Source organism: Erwinia sp. V90_4, from assembly GCF_029967685.1.
Taxonomy (GTDB): Bacteria; Pseudomonadota; Gammaproteobacteria; order Enterobacterales; family Enterobacteriaceae; genus Erwinia; species Erwinia aphidicola.
This window is the reverse complement of record NZ_JASCAQ010000001.1, coordinates 264,589-289,783: the sequence shown is the minus strand read 5'-3', so window position 1 is coordinate 289,783 and position 25,195 is coordinate 264,589. Positions and strand designations below refer to the sequence as shown.

Sequence of the window (25,195 nt, the reverse complement as noted above, 5' to 3'; positions counted from 1 at the left end):
TTCCCACATCGATTTCAGCCAGGGTTTGTACGGCCGTTTACGCCAGCAGGCGGGCCTTGAATGGCAGCACTACGTCGGGCACCCTTTTTTGCAGCAGCTGGCCGATGGCACCCTGCCAGACAGTGCGTTTCGCCGCTACCTGACCCAGGACTATCTGTTCCTGATCCACTTCGCCCGCGCCTATGCCCTGCTGGTCTCCAAGCTGCGTACCCTGCCGGAAATGCGCGCCGCCACCGCCTCACTCAACGCTATCGTCAATGAACTGCCGCTGCACGTTGGCTACTGCGCAAGCTGGGGGCTGAGTGAAGCACAGATGGCAGCCGAGCCGGAAGCGGCGGAGACCATGAACTACACCCGCTACGTGCTGGATATCGGCCACTCCGGCGATGCGCTGGAGCTGCTGGCCGCTCTGCTACCGTGCGTGGCGGGCTATGCCGAAATCGGCCTGCGCCTGCTCAACGACCCGCAAACCCGGCTCGACGGCAGCCCGTATGCCTCGTGGATCCGTAACTACGGCGATGCCGATTATCTTCGCGGCGTGCAGGCGGCGATTGGGCTGCTGGAAACGGTGGGTCAGCAGCGCGCAGCAGAGAGCCGCATCGCCAGCCTCAGCGAGATCTTCACCACCGCCACCCGGCTGGAAGCGGCCTTCTGGCAGATGGGGCTGAATGCGGTGCCCGCACCATGATGCCCCCTGGTATTGCCGTGCGCGACCTCAGCCTGAGTTTTGGCCGGCGCACTATCTTTCAACACCTCAATTTTGACATCAAAGGCGGCAGCTTTGCGGCGCTGCTGGGCGCCAGCGGCTGTGGCAAAACCAGCCTGCTGAAGATCATCGCCGGTCTGGCTACCGCCGATGCGGGCCAGGTGTGCGGCAGCGATGGCCTGCCGCTGGCGGGGCGCATTGCGTATATGGGCCAGAAGGATCTGCTGCTTCCGTGGCTGTCGGTGATAGACAACATCACGCTCGGCGCGCGCCTGCGCGGCGAAAAAGCCGACCTGCCCTGGGCGCAGCATCTGCTGGAGCGGGTCGGGCTGGCTGAGCAGGCAACCGAGCGTCCGGCTGCGCTCTCCGGCGGCATGCGCCAGCGCGCGGCGATTGCCCGCACGCTGTACGAGCGGCGCCCGGTAGTGCTGATGGATGAACCGTTTTCAGCGCTGGACACCCTGACGCGTGCCAGGATCCAGACGCTGGCCGCCGACCTGCTCAGCGACCATACCGTGCTGCTGATCACTCACGATCCGATGGAAGCCTGTCGCCTCAGCCACCAGCTGCTTGTCCTCTCCGGCTTCCCGGCGGGAATTGATGACGGCCACGCTATCGGCGGGCAGCCACCGCGCGCGCCGGACGATCCCAATCTGCTGAAAAGCCAGGGTGAGCTGCTGCAACAGCTGCTGAGGGCGGTGGTATGAGGGCGCGCAGCGCAGGAAAACGCGCCCGCAGCCTGCGCGGGCTGACGATCTTCGCCGGGCTGATGCTGCTGTGGTGGCTGGCGACGCTGACGGACATCCCTGCCTTTCTGCTGCCGTCGCCGGTTGCGGTGGCAAGCGCGCTGTGGAACGACCGGGCGTTTCTGGCCTGGCACAGCCTGATCACCGCGTCGGAGGTGCTCAGCGGGCTGGCGATCGGCGTACTACTCGGTTCACTGCTGGCGCTGGCGATGACCTTCTCGCCGCGTTTACAGCGCTGGATGATGCCGCTGGTGCTGACCAGCCAGGCAATCCCGGTCTTTGCGCTTGCTCCGCTGCTGGTGCTGTGGTTCGGCTTCGGCATCAGCGCCAAGGTGGCGATGGCGGTACTGGTGATCTTCTTCCCGGTCACCTCTGCATTTTATGACGGGCTGCGGCGCGTTAACCGTGACTGGCTCGACCTGGCCCGCACCATGGGCGCTTCACGCTGGGCACAGCTGCGCCACATCCGCCTGATGGCCGCGCTGCCCGCGTTCGCTTCCGGCCTGCGCATGGCCGCGGCGGTAGCCCCTATCGGTGCCATTATCGGTGAGTGGGTCGGTTCCGCCGAAGGACTGGGCTACGTGATGCTGAATGCCAATGCCCGCATGCAGACCGCTCAGTGCTTTGCCGCGCTGTTTATCCTGGTCCTGATGACGGTTCTGCTGTGGCTGGCGGTCGATGCGCTGCTGCAGCGCCTGATTAACTGGGCACCTGAAAACCACTAACACACTATAAAAGGTCATAACCATGTTCAAAAAAACCCTCTGCGCACTGCTGCTGGGCGCCGCGTGCAGCGCCCAGGCTACTGAAAAGCTGACGCTGATCCTCGACTGGTACATTAACCCCGATCACGCGCCGATTATGGTGGCCGAACAGATTGGCGCATTTAAAGCGGAGGGGCTGGACGTGAAGATCGTCCCGCCTTCGGATCCGTCACTGCCGCCGCGCCTGGTGGCGGCTAAACAGGCCGATCTCGCCATCACCTATCAGCCGCAATTACACTTCTTTGCCGATGAAGGCCTGCCGCTGGTGCGCGTCGGCACGCTGATCGACTCACCGCTGAACACGGTGATGACCCTGGATGAAAACATCACCTCGCCCGCCGGGCTGAAAGGCAAGAAGATCGGCTACTCGGTCAGCGGCATAGAGCAGGCAACGCTCGGTACTATGCTAAAGCATGAAAACGTTAATCCGCAGGACATTAAGCTGATTAATGTCAACTTCCAGCTGACCAGCGCGCTGCTGGCAGGCCAGGTGGATGCGGTGATTGGCGGCTACCGCAATATTGAAGCGCAGGAGCTGAGGCTACAGGGGAAAAATCCGGTGGTGTTTAACGTTGAGGATTATGGCGTTCCGGCCTATGACGAGCTGGTGATTGTTGCCAATCGCGACGCGGTGAATGCGCCGAAGGTGAAGAAATTCCTCGCCGCGCTGCAGAAAGGCACCGACTATCTGCTGGCGCATCCGGAAGAGAGCTGGCAGGCGTTTGCCAAAGCGCATCCCGAACTGAACACCGAGCTGAACCACGTTGCATGGCAGAAAACGCTGCCGCTGTTTGCCAAAAATCCGGCGCAGCTCGACGACCAGCGCTATCAGGCCTACGAGCAGTTCCTGTTTGATAACCAGCTCATCAAGAAGATCACCCCGGTGGAAAAGTACGCGGTCGAGGTGCATTAATTCCTCCCGCGCTGGCGCAAACGGTCAGATAATGATAATTATTATCATCTGTTTTTTTGGCGCGAGGTTTTCATGCACTCTTTGGCACCTGAACGATTAACCACCGACTGCTGCATCGTCGGCGGCGGCCCGGCCGGGTTGATGCTCGGCTATCTGCTGGCGCGTGCCGGTGTGCAGGTGGTAGTGATTGAGAAGCACGCGGATTTTTTGCGTGATTTTCGCGGTGACACTATCCACCCCTCCACGCTGCAAATCATGCACCACCTTGGCCTGCTGGACGAGCTGCTGAGCCTGCCGCACCAGCGCGTGCCGCGCCTGCAGGCGGAGCTGGGCGGCGAAGAGGTCACGCTGGCGAATTTCACCCGCCTGCCGGTGAAGTGCCGTTTTATGGCGTTTATGCCGCAGTGGGACTTTCTGAATTTTCTTGCCGGCAAAGCTTCTGCCCTGCCCGGCTTCCAGCTGCGCCAGTCGACTGCCCTTGAGGAATTAATCACTGAGGACGGCGTCGTGCGCGGCGTCACGGCCAGCGGACCTGACGGCAAGCTGGAAATTCGCGCGCAGCTGGTGGTGGGCTGTGACGGGCGGCACTCTGCGGTGCGGCAGCAGGCTGGCCTGAGCGGACGATCGTTCGGCTCACCGCGCGACGTGCTGTGGTTCCAGCTTGATAAACGTGAGGACGATCCGGAGTGGAATACCGGCCACAAGGGGCCGCGACAGAACTTTATCATGCTCGATCGCGGCAGCTTCTGGCAGTGCGGCTACTCGATTACCAAAGGGCAATTTGCTGCCATCCGGGAGAACGGTCTGGAGCCGTTTAAGCAGCAGATTGCCGACGTCGCGCCCTTCCCCATCACGCGAATGTCCGATCTGACCGACTGGCAGCAGTTCAGGCTGCTCGACATTCGCATTGACCGGCTGGACAGCTGGGCCAAACCGGGCCTGCTGTGCATCGGCGACGCCGCCCATGCGATGTCGCCAATCGGTGGGGTCGGCGTCAACCTGGCGATTCAGGACGCGGTCGCCAGCGCCAGGCTGCTTACCGCCAGCCTGCTGAAAGGCAGCGTCAGCCTGCGCCAGCTCAATAAGGTGCAAAAACGCCGTCAGTTCCCAACCAGCGCCACGCAGTTTATCCAGATAAAAATGAGCGGCAAGCAGCGCCCGGCGGGGCAAACCAGTCCGCTGCCGCGCATCATTAAACGCTACCCGTTTCTGCCCTACGTGTTTGGCTGGATCATCGGGCTGGGGTTCCGCCGTGAAAAACCGCGCCGCTTCAGGGCTGCCCCATAAAGGTTTCCAGCGGCACGCGGAAGAATCTTGCCAGTGCTTTAATCTGCTCAACGGTGAGAGATCGTTTGCCGTGGATCACCTCTGAAATAACGCTCTGCGTGGCAATCTGGCGCAGGTCAGCCTGGCGGATTTTGCGTGCTTTCATCAGCATTGAGAGCGCTTCGCCGGGCGTAACATTGGGAACCTGCAGCTGCTTCATCTCATACTCATACACCCGGTCGCTGACCCGTTCGGCGCACTGAGCGGCAAAGTGCTCTACGTCACTGGCGTGCGAGTACAGTACATCAATCAGCGCCATCCGCCCCTGTAAATCCGCTTCGTTCTCAACCGGCAGCGTGCAGGCGCGTACGAGTACCGACAGCGGCTCCAGCTGTGCGGCAGCGGTTTGCAGCAGCAGCGGCAGGCTGGCGATCAGGCCATCAAGCTGGCTGGCGTTTAACGTCATTGTTCTCATGATTTACCTCTTTGAGCGGGTCTGGTCGCGCCACCACTTATCGTAATCGGCGTGAGAACAGACCTGTTTAATATACAGCGTCCCTGTTTTCGGGTTCAGCCACGCCAGAACCCGGCACTGATTTTTGTGGATATCGAATACGCAGATATCCAGCGGTCCCTTGCGGCTATCTGCCTTTAGTCTTGCATAAGGTATGCAATCAAGATTCCAGCCAGATACCTCGAGCCAGGTCGCGCGCAGCTGAAGTAAAGACTCGAAGCGTAAGGAAGGGGTGTTGAACACATCCAGCCAGAGCTTCAGACCTGCCTTCCACTGCCCATGCTTTTTCATCGCCTCAACTATGGCTCGTGCCGTGATCACTCTCATTGCTGCCTCCTGATATTATCGCAAATTGCGATATTCACAATCCCTGAAATTTCGTTAAGCACGCGTTGCTAAACCCACGTTCCAGGCCTGATTGCCTGAGATGCGGATAAGGGTAATTGAGCTGGATTTTAAAATCAGATTGTTGGGGCGATTTTGGAAAGCGGCACGCAACTCAGAAACCAATTGTGAAACCCGGTAACAGAATATTGTTGATGCCTCGAAACGCCTTGAACTTTGGTTTAAGATGTGCTGAATAAAAATGATAACGATTATCATCTCATTTCATACGGGACCGTATCACCATGAAAATCCGCTCCACGATAGGCGCTGTACCTGCCCTGCTACTCTGCACCCTGCCCTCGCTGGCTTTTGCTACGACTTACCCGCTGACCGTCACCGATATGGACGGGCAGAAAGTGGTAATTAAGCAGGAGCCAAAGCGGGTCATTTTGCAGGATGGCCGTGAGATCCTCAGCCTGGCGCTGCTGGACCGTGATAATCCGTTCCAGCGCGTGGTGGCGTGGAACAACCTGATGAAAAAGCAGGATACCGGCAGCTGGAGTATGCTGAAGCAAAAGTGGCCGCAGGCGCAGGAGATCCTCGACATGGGCTTCTCTGACCAGGGCGAAGTGAATCTTGAAACGGTGATCGCTAAGCAGCCGGACCTGATGATTGCCCAGCTGCGCGCCAAACCCGCCCTGAAGCAGACCGGCGTGCTGGCCCAGCTCAGCGCCCTGAACATCCCGGTGCTGTTCGTGGATGATGAACTGCACCCGGTTGAGCACACTGCCGCCAGCGTCACCCTGCTCGGCCAGGTGCTGAACAAGGAAGCCAACGCCAAAGCCTATACCGACTGGTATCAGCACAAGCTGAGCACCATGCAGGCCGCGGTGAAAGATGTCACCCCTAAGCCGACCGTGTTCGTTGAGCCCATCGCTGGCGTGGGCGGCGGCGGCGAGTCCTGCTGCTTTACTCACGGTCACAACGGCTGGGGCGGCCTGATTGAGGCAACCGGCGCGAAAAACATCGGTTCTGAGCTGCTGCCCGGCACCAGCGGCACGGTAGCCGTTGAGAAGGTGATCAGCATGAACCCCGATTACTACGTGATGAGCGGCTCAAAGCGCGGCGGCAAAGGTAACGCGGTGATCCCACTGGGCTACAACACCAACGTCAGCGAGATCAAAGCCAGCTTTGACCACCTGCGCAATCGCACCGGCGTGAAGGATATTCCGGCGGTGAAAGCGGGCAAGGTCGCGGCGGTCTATCACCACTTCTACAACCATCCGTACAATATTATCGGCATGGAAATGCTGGCGAAGGACTTCTATCCGCAGCAGTTTAAGGACGTCAATCCCACGGCGGATTATCACACCATAATCCGCAACTTCACCAAACTGCCCGATGAGCCGATCAATCTCGAATATCACCCTGAGCAGTAAACGGACGGGCCAGGTAAATACCTGGCCCTTTTGATGGTGACCTCCTCTCTACCCCAGCCGTATGCGGCGGTGGCTGATATGCTCAATCAGCGCCTCGTCGTGGCTGACCACCAGCAGCGCGCAGTTCTGTTCCGTTGCGACCTCCACCAGCAGTTCAATGGTCTGCTGCTGGGTGAGCAGATCGAGGCGTGAAGTCGGCTCATCGGCGAACAAAAATACCGGTTCAGGCAGCAGCGCGCGCAGCAGGGCAAAACGCTGCAGCTCCCCGCCTGAGATCTCCCCGGGATAGCGGTGCAGCAGCGCCGGGCGCAGCTTTAGCCGCTGCATCAGCGGCGCAATCCGCCCTTCATCCAGCCCGTGGAGTTTCACCACATCCATCAGCGCCTGGCGCAGCGTCACGCGTGGCGCAAAAGCGGATGGCGGATCCTGAAAGATTTTCTGATACTTCACCGCAGCCAGCGTGGCATCGCGCAGCACCTCTCCACTGTCGGCGCTCAGCAGGCCAAGCAGGATATCGCCGAAGCTGCTTTTGCCGCAGCCGCTGGGCCCGGTGATGCCGATAACCTCTCCGGCGTGGATGCACAGCGACTGGCCGCTGAACAGCTGACGCCCGGCGCGGCTTTTGCTGAGATTGCGCGCCTCCAGCACCACTTTGCCCAGATGCTCAGCGCCCTGGCGTGGCGCCCAGCGTGACGGGTCCGCTGCCAGCAGTGCCTGCGTATAAGGGTGCTGTGGCGCGCTCAGCACCTGGTGTGCGCTGCCGCGCTCGACGATCTCGCCTTTAAGCATCACCGCCACGTCGCCACCGATTTGCCGCGCCAGTTCGATATCGTGCGTCACCGTCAACAGGGCGCCGCCCGCGTTAACCTCCGCCAGCAGCAGCGCAATCACCTCATCGCGCCGCGCCACGTCGAGCCCTTTGGTCGGCTCATCGGCGACGATAATCTTTGCGCCCCCGGCACGGGCAGCGGCAAAGGCTACCCGCTGGGCCATCCCGCCGGACAGCGCCTGCGGCAGGCGGTCGGCCGCATGCGCCACTCCTAGCGCCGCCAAATCCGCCTGTGCCGCCTGGCGCGCCCGTGTTTTGCTCATGGCGCGCACCAGGCGATAGCTCTCCGCCACCTGCTCTCCGGCGCGCATTGTTGGGTCGAGCGCCAGCCACGGCTCCTGCGGCAGAATGCCGAGCGTATGCCCCCACAGCGCGCGCGCCGGGCGGCTGGCGAGCGGCAGCTGCTGACCCTCAAAATGCAGCGTTCCGCTGGCGGTTAACTCGCGCGGCAGCAGGCCGGTCACCGCCTGCGCCAGCAGGCTCTTGCCCGACCCGGTCTCCCCCAGCAGCGTGAACGGCCGCCCGGCGGCCAGGCTGAACGAGACAGGCAGCACGGCGAGATCGCCGCCGCTGACCGCGGCCTGTTTAACTTCCATCAGCATCATGCTTTCTCCTTCCCTGCCAGCAGCAGCAGGCTTAACACCAGCAGGAACACCACCATTACCGGCTGCAGCAGCGCATAGGGGGCTTCCTGGTAATATGGCAACAGTTCGGTCATCATCAGCCCGAGTTCAGGCGTGGGAGGACGCACGCCGACGCTGACAAAACCCAGCGCGGCAATAGCCATCACCGCGCTGGCCGCGCCAAAAGCGGCGACGGTCAGCACCACCGGGGCCATCTCCGGCCACAGGTGACGACGGAAAATCAGCCAGGGGCCAAAACCCAGCAGGCGGGAGGCCTGTACCGCCGGAGAACTCAGCAGCGGGCGGGCAATGGCGCGGCTGATGCGGAAATACTCCACCCACAGCAGCAGCGAAATGCCGACGTACAGCATCACCGCGGAGTCCGGCACCACGGCCGTCAGCAGCAGCACCAGCAGCAGCCCCGGTAGCGCCAGAAAGGCATCGGCCAGCAGCGACACGCTGCGCTCGACGATGCCGCCGCGCCAGGCGGCCAGCACTCCCAGCAGCACGCCGGGGAGCATCGCACTCAGCACGCTCACCAGCGCCAGCCCGAGCGACAGGCGGATCGCCGCCGTCAGGCGGGCAAACAGCGAACGGCCCAGATGGTCATATCCGAGCGGTGCGTCAAAAGTCGGCCACTGCAGGGCCAGCGTCAGCTTCTGGCGTAGCGGGTCCTGCGGCCAGAGCAGCGGCAGCACAAAGGCGAAGATAAGCAGCAGTGCCAGCAGTCCGGCCCCGGTGCGCTGTGCGCCCGAAGTGCGGCGTAACAGCTTCATCATGCGGTTTTCCTCCGTGGGTCGAGCCACCAGCACAGCGCGTCGCTGGCCGCGTTAAGCAGGACAAACAGCAGCCCCATCACCAGCGCGCTGCCCTGGATCATTGGCACATCGCGGGCAAAAATGGCATGCACCAGCGCATGACCTATTCCCGGCCAGGCAAACAGGGTTTCCACCACAATCACGCCCTCAATCAGATAGATAAACTGCACGCTGAGATAAGTCACCAGCGGCACGCTGACGTTACGCAGGCCGTGACGCCAGAACAGCGTGCCCTCTTTCAACCCTTTGGTGCGGCCAAAGCTGTACCAGGCCGAGCCAGCGACCTGACGCATGGCGTTGCGCGCCACGCGGCTCGACACCGCCGCCAGCCCAAGCGCCAGCGTTAAAGCGGGCAGCAGCACATGCTGCACGTCACCGTATCCGGCAGCGGGCAGCAGCCCGAGCGTCAGGGCAAAAATCAGCACCAGAATCAGCCCCAGCACGAAGTGCGGCAGCGCGCGCAGGACGGTGGAGAGCGCCAGCAGCAGACGATCCAGCCTGCCCCCCGGATTGAGTGCGGCAAAGATTCCAAGCGGTGGCCCGAGCAGCAGCGACATCACCAGCGCCACGGCCGCCAGCAGCAGGGTCTGCCCCAGCTGATGACCAATCTCGGCCATCACCGGCTCGCCGGAGACCAGCGAATTACCGGGATTAAAATGCAGCAGCTGGATAAACCAGTCAGCCAGTGCCTGCCAGGCAGGTCGATCCAGCCCCAGCTCCTGCTGCACCGCACGGGCAGCGGCGGCATCAACGCGGTCGTAGCCGTAGCGCCCCGCGGCGATGCGGTAAGCCATATCACCCGGCAGCGAGCGCATCAGCACAAACGTCAGGCCGCCCACCAGCAGGGCAACAAAGCCGGCCTGTAACAGGCGATAGCCCAGCATACGCATCATTCAGCCCACCTCATTTTCTCCAGCCCGAAGCTGCGCTCGAACGGATCCAGCGCCGCGCCGCTCAGGCGGGTGGAGACCGCGGCGGTCTGCTGATACCACGCCACCGGAATGGTCGGCAGCTCGCTGTGCAGAATGCGCGTCAGCTGCTGGCGTTCGGCCGCAGCCTGTGCCGGGTCGCGGCCCTGTACCAGATCGGCCAGCGTCTGATTAAAGGTGGCGTTGCTCCAGTTCATCGCGCCCCAGTCGCCGCCCTGCGGCGGGTAGTCCTGCAGCAGCGTGCCGAGCGGATCGGGGGTCAGCGCAAAGTTACGCGCCACCAGCGCCAGTTCCAGCGAGCCGTCATGGTGTTTCGCCGCGATCTCCCCGGAGTTGGTGGCGTTGACCGCCACCTGTACACCGATTTCTCGCAGCTGCTGCTGAATCGCGGCGGCAATCAGCGGCAGCTCCGGGCGGTCGGGATAGGTAGTGAGCGTCAGCATGAACGGTTTGCCGTCGCGCTGCAGCACGCCATCGGCTCCCGGCTGCCAGCCCAGCTCGCGCAACAGCGCCTGGGCCCGCGCGGGATCGCTCGCCAGCGGCGTCAGGCTGGCGTTGTGCCACTGCGTGACAGACGGCGGGAACAGCTGCCCGGCGGCGGCCGGGTAGCGCAGAATGGCACGGGCAATAGCGGCACGGTCAATGGCGAGGCTCAGCGCCTGCCGCACGCGCACCTCGCTCAGCAGCGGGTTGCCGGCATTCACCTTCAGCAGCACGCTGCGGGGGATCGACACCGCCAGCAGCTGAATTTTGGCACTGTTTTTCAGGCGGCTGCGGCTGGCCGGATCGAGATTCAGCACCATATCGGCACTGCCGCTCTCCGCCAGCAGCGCGCGCGTTTCTGCCCGCCCCACCGCCATATAGCTGGCTTCCGCAATGGCAGGCTGCGCCCCCCAGTAGCCGCTAAAGCGCGCCACGCTGAGTTTCTGCGGCGCCTGCAGAGAGGTCAGGCGGTACGGCCCGCTGCCAATCACCTGCACCACTTTGTGCTGTGCATCATAGGAAGCCGGCGCGAGGATCTGCGCGCGGTTTTCCGCCAGCATGCTCAGCAGCGGGGTAAATGGCTGGCTCAGGGCAATCACGACCTGCTCGCCCTCGGCGCGGATCGCCGTAATCGGCGCTTTATCCAGCAGGCCCGGCTTGCTGCGCGCCACCTCCAGCGCATTCACCACGCTGGCGGCGGTCAGCGGGCTGCCGTCGTGAAACTTCACCCCCGGCCGTAGGGTAAAGCGCCACAGCAGGCCATCGTCGGCAACCGTCCAGCGGGTTGCCAGGCCGGGCAGTGGCTGCCCGGCAGAGTCAGCATTGACCAGGGTTTCAACAATCGACATTTTTAAGAAGATATCGCCGGAGAGCGTCGGGTCAGTGCCTTTGATTTCGAACGGTGCGACCAGCGAGGCCACGCGCTCAGGTGCGGCGATGGCGGCGGCACTCAGCATTAGCGCCAGCAGCGGGGAGAAAACAGAAATGCGCATCAGGTATCAGTCCTTTATCCAGAAAATGGAACAGCGCAGGCTTACGCCCGCGCTGCGGATGATAACTGTTACCTTATAACATTACAATTAGCAATCAGCGCTTACATTTCCGCTTATTTAATGCGGATACCGCTTCAGGAGCCGCGCGGGTCGGCGGCCTGACGTACGCTGAACTGCGGTTCGCTTTCCGGCAGCGGCATCGGCGCGACCTTGCTCCTCTCCCCCGCTTGAGGATGATATTTCAGCTGCAGCGCGCGCTGCATCTGATGAAGGATCTCACCGTCCAGCTTGTAGTGACGCAGGTAGATCCACAGGGTGAGAACGAAGAACAGCAGCGGCAGGCCAACCATAATCCCCTGCATGCCCATAATGGTGCTGGCGGACTGCTGCACGCCGGGCACATAGCCCACCAGGCCCAGCATCACGCCAATCAGCAGCCCGGCAAAGGCCGCCCCGGCTTTCACCACCATGGTCTGCACCGAGAAGGCGATACTCTCAATGCGCACGCCGAGCGCGTAATCGCCATAATCCACGGTGTCCGCCACCATGATCACCAGCATCACCCAGAAGAAGCCACTGCCAATATTCACCAGGATCCCCGATAGCGAGATCAGCGTGGCGCTCTGCGGCGCGTACAGCCCGACAAACAGCAGCAGCACGCAGCTGATTACCGGCAGCACTGAGGCGCTGATCCAGATAGCCCGCCGTGAGAAGCGTGCCACCAGCTTCGGGAAGCAGAGAATGGTGATCAGGTTAGCTATCCCGGCGTACATCATGTACCACGGGAACAGCTCGGCCTTGCCCACCACATAGGTAAAGTAATAGATGGCAAACGCGGTGATGATGTTGTGCGCGAGATTCCACGCCAGCGCCATCAGCAGCAGGGCAAACAGCGGGCGGTTGCGGAAAATCATGCCAAGCACCGCTTTGATGGTGGTCTGCTCCGGCGCATTTGGCAGCGCCGAGGAGGAGTATTTCTCTTCGATATTGCGCAGCGTAATGATGGCCGAGAGGATAAAGAACACCACGAGGATCAGCGAGAACAGCATAAACCCCTCACCTTTATTGCCGTTCCCCAGATAGTTCACCAGCGGCAGGCCAATCACCCCGGTGGTGTACCCGGCGAGGCTGGCAAAAAAGCGCGGCCACGGGATCAGCGCCTCGCGCTCGCGCTTGTCGAGGGTAATGCAGGGCACCAGCGACCAGAACGGTACGTCCATCAGGGTGTAAGTAAAGCCCCACAGCAGATAGGTGGCCCAAATCCAGGCAATCAGCGCCCCGCCCTCAAAATGGTGCGCGCAGAATACCGATACCAGCACCACCGAGTTACTCAGCGTACCAATCAAAATCCACGGTTTGAACTTGCCCCAGCGCGTGCGGGTGCGCTCGACAATCCAGCCCATTACCGGGTCAAAAAAAGCATCGAGGATGCGCGCCACCAGAAACAGCGAAGCCACCATGCTGACCGAGACACCCACCACGTCGGTGTAGTAGTACATCAGGTACATATAGATAATGCCGATGGCAAAGTCTTTTCCGAAGGCACCCAGTCCGTAACTGACTTTGGTTTTAAGCGAAACACTCATCGTTTGCGGCCCGTATCAATAGTGCAGTTAAGAGCAGCCCCCTTACCGGGCCGCTCCGGCGATTAACGGTAGGCTGGCAGCCAGGCGCCATGGGCGGCGATCAGCTCGTCGCACAGGCGCACCGTGTCATCAATCGACAGCTCGGCAGAGGTGTGCGGGTCAAGCAGCGCGGCGTGATAGATATGCTCTTTTTTGCCGCTAATCGCCGCTTCAATGGTTAACAGCTGGGTGTTGATGTTGGTGCGGTTTAGCGCCGCCAGCTGCGGCGGCAGGTCGCCGATGTAGCACGGAGTAATCCCTTGCCCGTCCACCAGGCAAGGCACCTCCACGCAGGCTTCACGCGGCAGGTTAGTAATTAGCCCGTGGTTCATCACGTTGCCACCGATTTTATACGGCGCGTTGGTTTCCATCGCTTCAATCATCCATGAGGCATATTCATGGCTGCGCGCGTGGCTGAGATTTTCATTTTGCGTCAGCCTGTCGCGCTGCTGATGCCAGCGGTCGATCTGCTCAATGCAGCGGCGTGGGTATTCGTCGAGAGGAATGTTAAAACGTTCGATCAGTTCGGGGTAATGACGCTTGATCCAGTACGGCATATATTCCGCATTGTGCTCGGAGGATTCGGTAACGTAATAGCCGAACACCCGCATAATTTCATGGCGCACCATATCGTCGTGCTTGTGGGTGAGCGCGGCGGCGCGGCGCTTAATTTCCGGGTAGAGGTCTTCGCCATCGCGGGTAATATTCAGCAGCCAGGCCATATGGTTGATCCCGGCAATTTGCCACTGTACCCCCTCGGTGCTGATATCCACCGACTTCAGCAGCGTCTCCGCACAGACCTGCACGCTGTGGCACAGCCCGACGGTCTTAATGCCGGTATGTTGCAGCATTGCACCCGTCAGCGATGCCATCGGGTTGGTGTAGTTGAACAGCCAGGCGTCAGGGCACACCTCCTCCATTTCACGGGCAAACTCCAGCATCACCGGAATGGTGCGCAGCGCGCGGAAAATGCCGCCAATGCCCAGCGTATCGGCGATGGTCTGGCGCAGCCCATATTTCTTCGCTACTTCAAAATCAGTGATGGTACAAGGATCGTAGCCGCCCACCTGAATGGCATTGATTACATAGCGCGCCCCGTCCAGCGCCCGGCGCCGTTGCTCAGCACCGACAAATTTTTCAATGCGCGCTTTCCCCTGGCAGAGATTGGCGTTGAGGTTATTCAGCATCTGCCACGAATCCTCCAGTCGCCCGGCATCAATGTCGTACAGCGCAATATCAACCTGCTGTAGCGCCGGGGTCGCCAGAATATCGCCAAGCACATTCTTGGCAAACACCGTACTGCCCGCACCGAGAAACGTAATTTTCATTGCTGTATTCCTGTCAGTTGTGAGGTGAAGTGAACCCACTTTAGGCAGGTACGGCAAAGCTTGATATGTCATTTTTTGACATTGATATGGTGAAAAATGACCGCGAAATTGAACTGTGATCTGGCTCGCTAATTAGCGTTATACGGCCAGGTAAAACAGACAGGTGGTCACAATAACTGATACGCGGCGAAACGATGAGAACGGAAACATGCTGTACTCAGCTGAAATTCAATGAGAAAAAAAGATGCAAAAAGATATCCACCCCGATGATATCGCCCAGTTCGGCCTGAATATCTATCAGTACGGTCACGAAGTCTGCGCACGTCAGCACAGCTATGGCCCGGCGGTACGCCAGCACTACCTTTTACATTATGTGATAGCAGGCAGCGGCACGTTATACAGCGGCGAACAGAGCTGGCCGGTCGGAAAAGGAGAAGCGTTTCTGATTCATCCGCATGAAATCACTACCTACACCGCCGACAAAAAGCAGCCGTGGGAGTATATGTGGATTGAGCTTGACGGGTTGATCGCCCAACGCAGCCTGGAGAAATGCGGATTACGGCGGGACATGCCGCTCTGGCGGCCGAAAGAGACACGTTTTCCCAGCGTGGAGGGGCAGTATTTGCAGCAGCTGGTGGCGCTCGATCCGGTACACTCGCTGCGTATTGCCGGGATGACCTGTCTGTTTCTCGATGCGCTCATCGCCAATGCACGTATTACGGCCAGCGAAGAGGTCAGCAGCGGCAACCGTCATCTGGATAACGCCATACAGTTTATTGAGCGCCACCACCATCATCACTTCACCATTGGCGCGGTAGCTGATTACTGTAATATTGACCGCAGCTATCTCAGCCGCCTGTTTCAGCAACAGTTTGGCTATGGTCCGAAACAGTATCTGCTGCTACTGCGCATGAATGCGGCAACCTCGCTGCTGATGGACCGCAGTCTGCCGATTAAAATCATCGCTTATTCATTGGGTTATGCCAGCCAGATGCAGTTTGCCAAAGTGTTCCAGCAGCACTTTCACTGTTCGCCCACCGAGTGGCGCCGCGACAATGCGCATGCAAACTGAACTGCGGGTGATAATCTGCCATACTCTGTGGCACTCTCCGGCAACGGCCGGGCTACCTGACAGCGCGAGGCTCACCATGAATACAGTGCTCAGCCCCTCTCCGGCTTATAGTCAACTGCACGCCTCCCTACTGGCACAGCGCTCAAGCGTGCAGTCGGAACAGGTGATCCACGCCGTAAACCGCGCGCTGCTGGCGGGTGAAATGGTGAGCGCCGCCTTTTACGATCTCACCCTGCTGAAGCTGTTGCAGCAGCGCAAAACGCTACCCAAGCTGTCGCCGGACGCACAGGCGGAGATTGAGGCGTTCATTGACCAGCTCACGCCGCTAATGCCAGAAAAGCCGATCGATGAAGGCCAGTTCGACAAGCTTCAGCACAAGGTGGCAAAGCTGAGTAAGCGCTTTGACTGGCAGCACGCCAGCCCGGCGCTGGTGAAAAACGCCCTGTTCCTGCGCACCTATCAGCGCTGGCAGCAAACGCTGGAAGCCCTGTTCAGCGCCCAGGATACACAGCTGGCGTTTACCCGCGTGAAGCAGGTGTTGAAGAAATCCAGCGGCCGCGTGGCGCTGCTGGGGGAGACGCATGAACTTTACCGCGTGCTGCAGGAACTGCTGGCCAACTGTCGGGAAAAAGCGGCAGCCAGCCGCGATAATCCGGATCGGCTCACCGATTATATCGCGGCGGCTGATATTGCCACCCGCGGCATTATCACCTTTGGCGCCACGGCGGAAACCGTGCTGCGCGGCCACGATCTGCCCGACAGCGCCAAGCTGGCGAAACGCATCAGGCAGCATCAGACCAGCGTGATTGAGCGCACCCACCCGTGGTTTTCTGCGATGTAACCCGGCGCGATTTGTAAATCGCGCGCGCTGACGTTAATCTGGCGGTGGTTTCCACTGAAATTAAAGGGATATTTAGCCGTTATGCCAGCCCCCGCCAAACGCAAGAACGATCCTGAAGGGTTAAAAAAACGTATCCTCGCCAGCGCGCTGGCCACCTTTGCCGAATTTGGCCTGCAGGGGGCACGTATGGAGCAGATCGCCGAAAACGCGCAAACCACCAAGCGCATGGTGGTGTATCACTTCAGCAATAAAGAGCAGCTGTACGTTGATGTCCTGCACCATGTCTACCGGGAAATTCGCCAGCATGAAACCGGGCTTAATCTGGCCGAGATGACGCCCTCGCTGGCGATAGCGCGCCTGGCGGAAGCCAGCTTCGACTACCACATCAGCCACCCGGATTTTATGCGCTTAATCTGCAGCGAAAACCTGATGCGCGGCCGCTATATTAGCCAGTCGGCCACCATCATTACGCTGAACCAGAGCGCGCTGGCGGTACTGGACAGCGTGCTGCAGCGCGGCAAGCAGAGCGGCGAGTTTGACCCGCACGTCACCACGGTGGACGTTCACCGCCTGATTAGCAGCATCAGCTTTCACAACGTTGCCAACCACTACACGTTTAAAACCCTGTTCGGCGGTAACGAAAGTGAGGAGCAGAGCCTCACCCGCAACCGCAAGCTGGTGGTTGATGCCACGCTGCGCTACCTGCGTCCCGCCAGCTAAATCTGTACAACAATAAACTTAACGTACAATTTTTTCGCCCCGCTATGCAGCAATAACGGGGCTTTTCGTCTACGCTTAATCTCAGTAAGTATCCTCGCCATTTTATCACCACACCGTGATTGTCCTGAACAGGAGCCGTCAATGACACGTGAATCCGCTGGTTACCCACGCCGGCAGCCGCAGATATCGCCGCAGGAAAGTAAACTGTGGAACTGGGCGCAAAATGCCACCCTTGCCGACACCAGCAGCGTGGCCACCCCCGCCAGTGAAAGTGAGCTGCAGGCGATGCTGGCCAAATCTACCGGCAAAGTACGCGTAATGGGCAGCCGTATGTCGCCCGGGCGCATGCTGAAGCTGCAGCAGCGCGGCGACCGCCTGATTGATACCTCCGCCCTGCGCGGACTGATTAGCAGCGATGCCGACAGCGCCACCTTTGCCGGCGGTACGCCGCTGCATGAGGTCTATGAACTGCTCTCTGCGATGGGCCGTATGCTGCCCGCCTCCCCCGGCGTGATCGCTGCGCAGACCCTGGCCGGTGCGCTGGCTACCGGCACCCACGGCCAGGGGCTACAGCAGAGCTCCATTGGCGATGAGGCGCTAAGTATTCGTATGGTGCTGGCCGACGGCAGCGTGCAGACTTTCGATCGTCAGCACCCGTGGTTCCCGGCGGTGCAGCTGGGTCTGGGCAGCCTGGGCGTGGTCACGGCGGTCACGCTGCGTACCTGCCCCAGTGAGATTTACACCTGTTTTAAAAATGCCGTCAGCGCCGACACACTGGAACAAGACCTGCTGACGTGGAACAACGACTACGCGCTGAGTAAAGCCTGGTGGTTCCCCGGTGAGAATCAGGTTCATGTCTGGGCCGCCCGCAGCGCCACCAATGAAGAGCGTGCGCAGTACCGTGAGAATCATGGCGACCTGGTGAAGCAGGAAGAGACCAGCGACGCGATGAATCAGACCATCGACCAGACGCTGGAACATATGCGCAACGACACGCAGATCGTTGATGATAACGGCAAACCGTTCCGCACCGTCACGCGCTTCAAGGACTTCTCCGACGTGACCGGCGATGTTTATCAGGTGTTCTGTCGCGGCATCGCCACGCCGCAGATCAACGTGGAGATCGCCATTCCGCTGGCGCGCACGGCGGCTGTAATTGCCCGCATCAAGCAGTGGCACAGCGACACCAATCCCCATATGCACTACCCGGTGATCCTGCGCTGTACCGGCGCCTCGCAGAGCTGGCTCAGCCCCGCCTGGCAGCAGCCCAGCTGCTACTTTGGCTTTGTGGTCTATTACGCGGAAGATGGCTCGCTCTCTGCCGACGGCGTGGCTTTCCTGCGTGAAGTTGAAAAACTGCTGGCGGAAGAAGGCGGCAGGCCGCACTGGGGCAAATACTTCGATGCCTCGCTGTATCGCTGGGATGAGATTTACCCGCAGATGGCCGCATTCCGTGAAGTGCGTGAAGCGCTGGACCCGCAGCATAAATTCAGTAATGCATTCACCCAGCAGCTGCTGGATCAGGGAGATTCACTATGATGGCATGGGTTACCCTGCTGACGCAGCCGGGCTATGTGGTTGGCGTAGAGGCGCTGCAGAAATCGTTGCGTGCCGTGGAGAGCCGCTATCCGCTGGTGGTGATGGTGACGGAAAATATTGATGCCGCCTCGCGCCAGGTGCTGGAACAGCAAGGCTGCCTGCTGCGTGATGTCGCCCCGCTTAGCCCTAACCCCTCACTCGCCAATAGCTATGCCAACGCGCGTTTCGCCGAGGTGTGGACCAAGCTGGCGGCGTGGACGCTGACGGAGTTTGAGCGCGTGGCGTTTCTTGATGCGGATATGCTGGTGACGCAGAACATGGATGAGCTGTTCACCCAGCCGCTGGCGCCCGGTACTATCGCGGCGTGCCACGCCTGCCGCTGCAATCCCAACCGCATTGCCAGCTATCCGGCCGACTGGGTGCCGGAAAACTGCTTCTACAGCTGGTGTGAAGGCGTGGACCATGTTGAGCAACTGGACAAGGTGGATAACTACCTGAATGGCGGTTTCCTGCTGCTGAAGCCGGACCGCACGGTATTTGACGAGATGCTGGCCCAGCTGGCGGCATTGGACGACCTGTCCGGTTTTCTGTTTGCCGAGCAGGACTTCCTCAATCAGTTTTATCACGGCCGCTGGCAGCCGCTGCCTTACCTCTACAACGCGCTGAAAACGTTGCCGCACCAGCACCCGAAAATCTGGGATCTGGCGCGGGTGAAGAATATCCATTACATCATCGATAAACCCTGGGAAAAACAGCCCGAGCCGGGCGACCGCTATTACGAGCTGCATCAGCTATGGTGGGACCGGGTGCGCGATTGATGCCGGGCGGACCGAAAAAGAGGGTCCGCCCCTACAAAACCCAGGATGCCTCAAACGCAGGGGTCTAGCCGGAAAAGAGGGTCCGCTCCTGCACAACCCAGAATGCCTCAAACGTCGGGGTCGACCTTTTTTTCCGGTCGACCCGTCAGTACCTTATTTATTGCTGCCCGAACAGGGGAACTGCCTGGCCGCTGATATAGCGCTTGCGCAGCTTCGCGGACAGGTGGTCCATCGCCATCACAATCACCACCATAATCACGGTGATAAACATCACCACATCCCAGTTCCACAGTCGCATATTCTCGGCATACACCAGCCCCACTCCACCCGCGCCGACAAAGCCGAGCACTGCCGCTGAGCGGGTGTTTGACTCAATCTGATACAGGCTGAGCGCCAGAAACGCCGGAAACGACTGGGTAAAGATACCGTAACGGTGTTTTTGCAGGCTGTTGGCGCCCACCGCCGTCAGCCCGCGCCCCGGTGAGCGCTCCACCGCTTCGTGCCCCTCCGCGTACAGCTTCCCCAGCAGGCCCACGTCCTGCATGATAATTGCCAGTACCCCGGCCAGCGGCCCCATGCCCACTGCCCGCACGAAAATCAACCCCCAGATCGCCATATCAATCCCGCGCAGAATATCCAGCAGCCGCCGCATCAGCAGCGCCACCGGGCGCAGCACGGGCGAATGCATCACGTTACGCGCCGCCAGGAACGACAGCGGAAGCGCAATCACCGTCGCGGTGATGGTGCCGGCAAACACAATGGCAATGGTGATAAAGATCTGGCCGAAGTAGTAGGCAAACGGCCAGTTTGCCACGTCATGCCAGACAAACATGCGCAGGAAATAGTGCCCCAGCTGCCCCATGCCAACAGTCAGCTGCTGCCAGCTGATACCGAACGCAGCAAAAAAGAAAACGTAATAGAGCAAAATGGCGGCGGCAATCAGTGCGGTTTTGCGCAGGTAGCGCTTCTGTACGGCAAACAGCGCCTGATGCTGCTGCTTCATGCCGTCCAGCTGTTCATTACCAATCAGTCCAATCATGCGTTTTTCCCCTCTACCACGCGCTGGCGGATCTTGCCGGAGAAAGTATCCAGCAGCGACACCACCACGATAATCAGCAGCAGCGTCATGCTCACCTGGTCGTAGCGGTCGAGTTTAATATTGGTCATCAGCTCCTGGCCGATCCCCCCCGCGCCCACCAGCCCGAGAATGGTTGACTGACGGAAGTTGACCTCCAGGCGCATAAATCCGTAGGAGAGAAATACCGGTTTCACCTGCGGCCACAGGGCAAAACGCATGCGCTGCAGCGACGAGGCACCGCAGGCAGCCAGCCCGCGTACCGGCTTATCGGAAGCGCTTTCTATCGCCTCATAGAACAGCTTGGTCAGGCTGCCAATGGTGTGCAGCGCCAGCGCCAGGAAGCCGGGGATTACCCCAATACCAAACGCCATCACAAACATCACCGCCCACGCCAGCTCGGGCATGGTGCGCAGAAAAGCCACGCTGCTGCGGATGGCAAAGCTCAATCCGCGCGGAGTCTGGGTATTGCTGGCGGCAAGGAAGGCCAGCATCCCGGCGATAAGCACCGAGACCAGCGTCGCCGCCAGCGCCAGCTGCAGGGTTTCCCAAATCAGCGGCAGCTGGATGTGCAGACGGTAACCCCAGTAAGCGAACGACCCTTCGGTATGGCTGTCGGCAAACAGCTTGTCCGGGTGCAGCACTGGTATGGTTTCGCCGAGGTAATCAAAGAAGTGCGGCATCGACACCCACACGGTGTGCAGATTAAATTCCGCCATATTGCCGGAGGCCAGATAGAGCGCGGCCAGCGTCAGCGACCACAGCAGGGTGTCGCGCTTTTGCCTGCCGCGGATCTGCTGATAGTAACGTTCAAAGTCGGGATTGGTCATGCGGATACCTGAGTGAAGGGCCGGCGAAACCGGCCCTCAGATGCGGAAAATGGCGGGCAATTAGCGGGCTTTGGTCAGCTCGCGTTTCATATCGATAATCGCCTGGTAGTCAGCCACGGTCGCCGGACCAATGTGCTGTGCGCCGCCCACGGCCTTCACAAAGCAGCTGTGCTGCTCTTTATCCAGTTTTTTGATGGCGGTAATCAGCTTCGCTTTAAAATCAGCCGGCAGCTTGTTGCTGACCAGAATCGGGCCGTTCGGGATCAGCGGCGATTGCCAGATAATGCGAATTTTCTTCATCAGGTCAGGCTGACCGGCACGGATCATGCGGGTGAATGCGCCGCTGGTGTAGCCGGTGTTGTAGTCGCCGATCATCGAAGCCCAGGTTACCGCGCCGTCAAACTGGCCGTTCAGCACGCCGAGCACATCCTGCTCGTGGCCGCCGGAGAAGGTGACGCTGGAGAAGTGGCCGTTATATTTGTCATCCACCGAGCCGCCAAAATCTTTCTTAAAGCTCTGGTTGGGGATCAGGAAGCCGGAGGTCGAGTCCGGGTCTGCCATGCCAAAAGATTTCCCTTTCAGATCGGCCAGCGTTTTGTACGGGCTGTCCGCTTTCACCACCACCACCGAATGGTAACCGCGTGATTTGTCGGCGTCGTCAACCACGATGCCCACCACGTCGACCGCTTTCGGATCGTTGATGTACACCGAGGCATAAGACGAGGGTGACATGCTCAACACCATATCCACTTTGCCACCCAGCAGCCCCTGAATCACCCCAGAGTAGTCTGAAGAGTTGCGCAGTTTGGTATCCACGTTCAGCTCTTTATCGAAGAACGCCTTCACGCACTGGTTATCACCAATTTGCTGCGTGGCGTTCTGGCCGCCGAGGATGCCTAAATTCAGTTCCTTTGGTGCATCGGCAGCTGAAACATTAGCGGCAAAAACTGTCGCAATCGCTGCGGTAAGAATGATTTTTTTCATTGCTGAGTTCCGTATCCCAAAGTGAAGGTTAATTACGTTGCTGGTTGTCGTCGCCATACAGGGTATAGAGCAGATCGTTGGTCAAATCGCCCGGATGCCCGTCAAACACAATGCGCCCCTTAGCAATGCCAATGGCGCGCGTACAGTACTCTTTCACCAGCTCAACCGAGTGCAGGTTGACCATCACGCTGATGCCGTTGTCGCTCACCTGGCGCAGCACGTCCATAATGCGGCGGGTATTTTTCGGGTCGAGCGAGGCAACCGGCTCATCGGCCAGCAGAATTTTAGGGTTCTGCATCAGCGCCCGGCAGATCGCCACGCGCTGCATCTGCCCACCGGAAAGATTTTCGGCGCGCTGCAGCGCCTGCGGCAGCATATTCAGCCACTCCAGCAGGCCAATCGCACGAGCGCGATCGGCATCGGGAAACACCTTAAAGAATGATTTCAGCGTCGAGGTCTGGCTCAGGCGGCCCAGCAGGACATTGGTCAGCACATCCAGGCGCGGCACCAGGCAGAAGTCCTGGAAGATCATGCCGCAGTCGCTGCGCCACTGGCGCATCTGACGGGAGTTCAGCTCAACGATGTTCTGCTGCTGTCCATTATCGCGGAAGTTAAGGATCTCCCCTTCGCTGGCCGGAATAGTGCCGTTCAGCACGTGTAGCAGCGTGGACTTCCCGGCACCGGAACGCCCAATTACCGCCACCAGCTCACCGCCATACAGGTCGAAATTGATATCGTGCAGGACAGGATTCTGCGTGCCGTAGGACTTGCCAAGGCCACTCACCGCCAGCACTTTCGGGCGGAGCGCCGTTTGCGGAACCGTATGCTGCGTGGGGGCAATTTTTAACAGTGCCTGTGCCATATTTTTTACCGTATCGGGTTAGCGCTTTTGCTTGTGCGCCCTATTAACCATGTGGCGGATGAAGGTTTAATGACGCGGAAGTGATGAAAACATGACAGGGCCAAAAAAGGCCTGCAAAGCGCACGCATTGACTGAATCTTTAACGCGTCGCGCCGATAATCCTGACGAGACCCAATCTAATAATAAGGTTCACCATGTTTTCTACTATTGCATCAGGAATCACGTCACGCCTTGCGTGGCAGAAACGCTCACACTCTTCTGCCACGCTCGACTCGTTAAACGACTCTATCGCCATGATTGAATTCATGGCCGATGGCACCATTATCACCGCTAATGCCCTGTTTCTGGAGAAGATGGGTTATAAATCAGATGAGATAGTTGGCCAGCATCACAGCATGTTCTGTACGCCGGATCTGCTGCAGTCGCGCCAGTATCAGCAGTTCTGGATGCGCCTGAATCGGGGGGAAAGTTTCAGCGATAAGTTTCTGCGCGTGGCGAAAGACAATCGACCGGTGTGGCTCGAAGCCAACTATGTTCCGGTGCGGGATCGTCACGGTCGCGTGTTCAAAATCGTCAAGCTCGCTACCGACATTACCTCACGCATTATCGACGCCCAGGAGCAGCGGGCAATGACCAATGCGATTGAACGCTCGATGGCGGTGATTGCCTTTAACCTGAAGGGTGAAGTGCTGAAAGCCAACGACAACTTTCTTAAAACCATGGGATATCGCGCCAGCGAAGTTATCGGCACGCACCACAGCCAGTTCTGCTCTGCCGAGCTGCGCAGCAGCCCGGATTACACATTGTTCTGGCAGAAGCTTAACCGCGGTGAGTTTATTTCCGGCCAGTTCCAGCGTGTGAATAAGCAAGGTGCCATTATCTGGCTGCGCGCCACCTATAACCCGGTGTTCGATGACAGCGGTGAGCTGTATAAAGTGGTGAAATTCGCCACCGACGTCACCGCCCAGGTGGAGAAAAACCAGCTGGAGCGCGATGCTGCCCAGCAGGCTTATCAAACCGCCCTGCAAACCAGCGAGAGCAGCATGCGCGGCGCCAGCGTCATTGCCAACAGCGTGCAGACCATGAACGAGCTGGCGGGTGAACTGCACGGCATTTCCGGTGATATCACCGGGCTGGGCGACTCCTCGGACAGTATCGGGCAGATTGTCAGCAGCATTCGCCGCATCGCCGACCAGACCAACCTGCTGGCACTCAATGCGGCGGTAGAGGCCGCGCGCGCAGGCACGCACGGCCGCAGCTTTGCCGTGGTCGCCAATGAAGTGCGCACGCTGGCGCAAAACATCAATCGCGCCACCAGCGAAATCGAACAGAGGGTGCAGCAGAATCACCTGCTGGCGAGCAAGGCGCAGAAAGGCATCACCTCAAATCTGCAGCGTGCCGACCGCGGCCTGGCGCTGGTGCAGGAAGCCGGCGGCGTGATTGCCGATATCCGCGACAGCTCCGACGACGTCGTTCGCGCCATCGGCCACGTCACAGAAGCGTTAAAAAGCGATTAGGCGTAAGCAGCGTCGAAAAATGCCAGCTCCAGCGTGACTGCGCGCTGGAAAAACGCCTCGCACTGCGCACGCTGGGCTGGCCCGACGCGATCGAGTTCACGCCGCAGGAAAGCCACGAATTCGCGGAAGTCGGGGTTATCGTGCAGCGTAATCCACTCGGCATGAACAAAACTCGTTGGCAGCGGCTGTGATGCCTGCGCGGCCCAGTCAAGGTAGAGCCATTCGGCGACGTTAAGCACGGTGAGGATCGCCGCATAGCTGCGGGTATCCGCCGCTTCCAGCATCAGTGCCTTAAACCCGGCGGTGGGTGCGCTATCGGGCGTGTTGTGACGCTGCGCCGCGCTGACGTCCAGGGCGTCGAAAGCGCGCAGGAAATAGGTATTCTCCTCGGAGGAGACCATTCCAGCGCAGCGGCCAAAGCGCAGCCGCGCGTCAACGCTGTCGGCGCTGGCAATGGCGGCACCGACTAAGGTGAGAAAGCTGTCGAGAAAACGGTGATCCTGAACCAGGTAGGTGATCATCACCTGGCGGTCGACGGTGCCATGATACAGCTCGTGCACAAAGCGATGCGAGACGGCCTGTGACCAGCGTGGCTGGCTTAAACTGCGCAGTGTTTCGGTAAAACGTTCGGTCAT

The 25,195-nt window shown here is 59.8% G+C and carries 25 protein-coding genes; 12 read left to right on the top strand and 13 right to left on the bottom strand.

All coding sequences use genetic code 11. The features are described 5' to 3' along the window. Positions 1–7 precede the first annotated feature (7 nt). The 5 genes from tenA (at position 8) to QLG07_RS01345 (ending at position 4,416) form a co-directional block, all read left to right on the top strand. Positions 8–688: a thiaminase II gene (gene tenA, locus QLG07_RS01365; RefSeq protein ID WP_048915688.1), complete on the top strand. Its 681-nt coding sequence runs from the start codon at positions 8–10 to the stop codon at positions 686–688. Further along, the gene (locus QLG07_RS01360; protein ID WP_282468275.1) at positions 685–1,413 is read left to right on the top strand and encodes an ABC transporter ATP-binding protein; all 729 of its coding nucleotides are present in this window, start codon (positions 685–687) and stop codon (positions 1,411–1,413) included. Before tenA ends, QLG07_RS01360 begins: the two co-directional genes overlap by 4 nt. Further along, positions 1,410–2,177 (top strand): ABC transporter permease, encoded by a 768-nt coding sequence (locus QLG07_RS01355; RefSeq protein WP_191149305.1) that lies wholly within the window; start codon positions 1,410–1,412, stop codon positions 2,175–2,177. The genes QLG07_RS01360 and QLG07_RS01355 overlap by 4 nt, the downstream gene beginning before the upstream one ends. Before the next feature lie 22 nt (positions 2,178–2,199). After that, complete coding sequence (locus QLG07_RS01350; RefSeq protein WP_282468274.1) at positions 2,200–3,129, top strand: ABC transporter substrate-binding protein; 930 nt, start codon at positions 2,200–2,202, stop codon at positions 3,127–3,129. A 72-nt stretch (positions 3,130–3,201) separates the two neighbouring features. Further along, complete coding sequence (locus QLG07_RS01345; RefSeq protein ID WP_282468273.1) at positions 3,202–4,416, top strand: FAD-dependent oxidoreductase; 1,215 nt, start codon at positions 3,202–3,204, stop codon at positions 4,414–4,416. On the opposite strand, the gene QLG07_RS01340 is transcribed toward QLG07_RS01345, so the two are convergent. Together QLG07_RS01340 and QLG07_RS01335 are read right to left on the bottom strand one after the other, a co-directional pair. Further along, positions 4,400–4,870 (bottom strand): helix-turn-helix domain-containing protein, encoded by a 471-nt coding sequence (locus QLG07_RS01340; protein WP_282468272.1) that lies wholly within the window; start codon positions 4,868–4,870, stop codon positions 4,400–4,402. The genes QLG07_RS01345 and QLG07_RS01340 overlap by 17 nt on opposite strands. 3 nt (positions 4,871–4,873) lie before the next feature. Next, complete coding sequence (locus QLG07_RS01335; protein WP_282468271.1) at positions 4,874–5,236, bottom strand: type II toxin-antitoxin system HigB family toxin; 363 nt, start codon at positions 5,234–5,236, stop codon at positions 4,874–4,876. Positions 5,237–5,538: 302 nt separating this feature from the next. On the opposite strand from QLG07_RS01335, the gene QLG07_RS01330 reads away from it, so the two are divergent. Then, on the top strand, positions 5,539–6,675 hold the full coding sequence (locus QLG07_RS01330; protein WP_282468270.1) for an ABC transporter substrate-binding protein: 1,137 nt from the start codon (positions 5,539–5,541) through the stop codon (positions 6,673–6,675). A gap of 48 nt (positions 6,676–6,723) precedes the next feature. Here QLG07_RS01330 and QLG07_RS01325 read toward each other — a convergent pair whose 3' ends face one another. The 6 genes from QLG07_RS01325 to QLG07_RS01300 all read right to left on the bottom strand — a co-directional run bounded on the left by QLG07_RS01325 (position 6,724) and on the right by QLG07_RS01300 (position 14,302). Beyond that, positions 6,724–8,109 (bottom strand): ATP-binding cassette domain-containing protein, encoded by a 1,386-nt coding sequence (locus QLG07_RS01325; RefSeq protein WP_282468269.1) that lies wholly within the window; start codon positions 8,107–8,109, stop codon positions 6,724–6,726. Beyond that, on the bottom strand, positions 8,106–8,906 hold the full coding sequence (locus QLG07_RS01320) for an ABC transporter permease subunit (protein ID WP_048915675.1): 801 nt from the start codon (positions 8,904–8,906) through the stop codon (positions 8,106–8,108). The genes QLG07_RS01325 and QLG07_RS01320 overlap by 4 nt, the downstream gene beginning before the upstream one ends. After that, positions 8,903–9,838 (bottom strand): ABC transporter permease, encoded by a 936-nt coding sequence (locus QLG07_RS01315; protein ID WP_048915674.1) that lies wholly within the window; start codon positions 9,836–9,838, stop codon positions 8,903–8,905. The genes QLG07_RS01320 and QLG07_RS01315 overlap by 4 nt, the downstream gene beginning before the upstream one ends. After that, positions 9,835–11,349, bottom strand: coding sequence for an ABC transporter substrate-binding protein (locus tag QLG07_RS01310; protein WP_282468268.1), 1,515 nt, complete (start codon positions 11,347–11,349; stop codon positions 9,835–9,837). Before QLG07_RS01310 ends, QLG07_RS01315 begins: the two co-directional genes overlap by 4 nt. Positions 11,350–11,483: 134 nt before the next feature. Next, positions 11,484–12,935 (bottom strand): melibiose:sodium transporter MelB, encoded by a 1,452-nt coding sequence (melB, locus tag QLG07_RS01305; protein WP_099754756.1) that lies wholly within the window; start codon positions 12,933–12,935, stop codon positions 11,484–11,486. A gap of 62 nt (positions 12,936–12,997) precedes the next feature. Then, complete coding sequence (locus QLG07_RS01300; RefSeq protein ID WP_133623920.1) at positions 12,998–14,302, bottom strand: alpha-glucosidase/alpha-galactosidase; 1,305 nt, start codon at positions 14,300–14,302, stop codon at positions 12,998–13,000. A gap of 244 nt (positions 14,303–14,546) precedes the next feature. On the opposite strand from QLG07_RS01300, the gene QLG07_RS01295 reads away from it, so the two are divergent. The 5 genes from QLG07_RS01295 (at position 14,547) to QLG07_RS01275 (ending at position 19,292) form a co-directional block, all read left to right on the top strand. Further along, positions 14,547–15,374: an AraC family transcriptional regulator gene (locus QLG07_RS01295; protein WP_187498329.1), complete on the top strand. Its 828-nt coding sequence runs from the start codon at positions 14,547–14,549 to the stop codon at positions 15,372–15,374. 76 nt (positions 15,375–15,450) lie between these two features. Then, entirely contained in the window at positions 15,451–16,215 is a 765-nt protein-coding gene (locus tag QLG07_RS01290) for a hypothetical protein (RefSeq protein WP_282468267.1), read from the top strand. Positions 16,216–16,296: 81 nt separating this feature from the next. Then, positions 16,297–16,935: a TetR family transcriptional regulator gene (locus QLG07_RS01285; protein WP_133623922.1), complete on the top strand. Its 639-nt coding sequence runs from the start codon at positions 16,297–16,299 to the stop codon at positions 16,933–16,935. A 141-nt stretch (positions 16,936–17,076) separates the two neighbouring features. Further along, positions 17,077–18,474, top strand: a complete 1,398-nt coding sequence (locus tag QLG07_RS01280; protein WP_282468266.1) for a D-arabinono-1,4-lactone oxidase — start codon at positions 17,077–17,079, stop codon at positions 18,472–18,474. Continuing rightward, positions 18,471–19,292: a glycosyltransferase family 8 protein gene (locus tag QLG07_RS01275; protein ID WP_187498097.1), complete on the top strand. Its 822-nt coding sequence runs from the start codon at positions 18,471–18,473 to the stop codon at positions 19,290–19,292. The genes QLG07_RS01280 and QLG07_RS01275 overlap by 4 nt, the downstream gene beginning before the upstream one ends. A 157-nt stretch (positions 19,293–19,449) precedes the next feature. Here the strand turns inward: QLG07_RS01275 and phnE (QLG07_RS01270) are convergent, their stop codons facing one another. From phnE (QLG07_RS01270) to phnC, 4 genes are read right to left on the bottom strand one after another with little or no spacing between them, the layout of a single operon-like run. After that, entirely contained in the window at positions 19,450–20,331 is an 882-nt protein-coding gene (phnE, locus tag QLG07_RS01270; protein ID WP_282468265.1) for a phosphonate ABC transporter, permease protein PhnE, read from the bottom strand. Continuing rightward, complete coding sequence (gene phnE / locus QLG07_RS01265) at positions 20,328–21,197, bottom strand: phosphonate ABC transporter, permease protein PhnE (protein ID WP_099755054.1); 870 nt, start codon at positions 21,195–21,197, stop codon at positions 20,328–20,330. Before phnE (QLG07_RS01265) ends, phnE (QLG07_RS01270) begins: the two co-directional genes overlap by 4 nt. 60 nt (positions 21,198–21,257) lie before the next feature. After that, complete coding sequence (gene phnD, locus QLG07_RS01260) at positions 21,258–22,181, bottom strand: phosphonate ABC transporter substrate-binding protein (RefSeq protein WP_062818139.1); 924 nt, start codon at positions 22,179–22,181, stop codon at positions 21,258–21,260. A 28-nt stretch (positions 22,182–22,209) separates the two neighbouring features. Beyond that, positions 22,210–23,043, bottom strand: coding sequence for a phosphonate ABC transporter ATP-binding protein (phnC, locus tag QLG07_RS01255; RefSeq protein WP_282468264.1), 834 nt, complete (start codon positions 23,041–23,043; stop codon positions 22,210–22,212). Between the two features lie 194 nt (positions 23,044–23,237). Between phnC and QLG07_RS01250 the strand changes: the two genes are divergently transcribed. After that, positions 23,238–24,560, top strand: a complete 1,323-nt coding sequence (locus QLG07_RS01250; protein ID WP_282468263.1) for a PAS domain-containing methyl-accepting chemotaxis protein — start codon at positions 23,238–23,240, stop codon at positions 24,558–24,560. Here QLG07_RS01250 and QLG07_RS01245 read toward each other — a convergent pair. Then, the gene (locus QLG07_RS01245) at positions 24,557–25,195 is read right to left on the bottom strand and encodes a TenA family protein (protein WP_282468262.1); all 639 of its coding nucleotides are present in this window, start codon (positions 25,193–25,195) and stop codon (positions 24,557–24,559) included. The genes QLG07_RS01250 and QLG07_RS01245 overlap by 4 nt on opposite strands.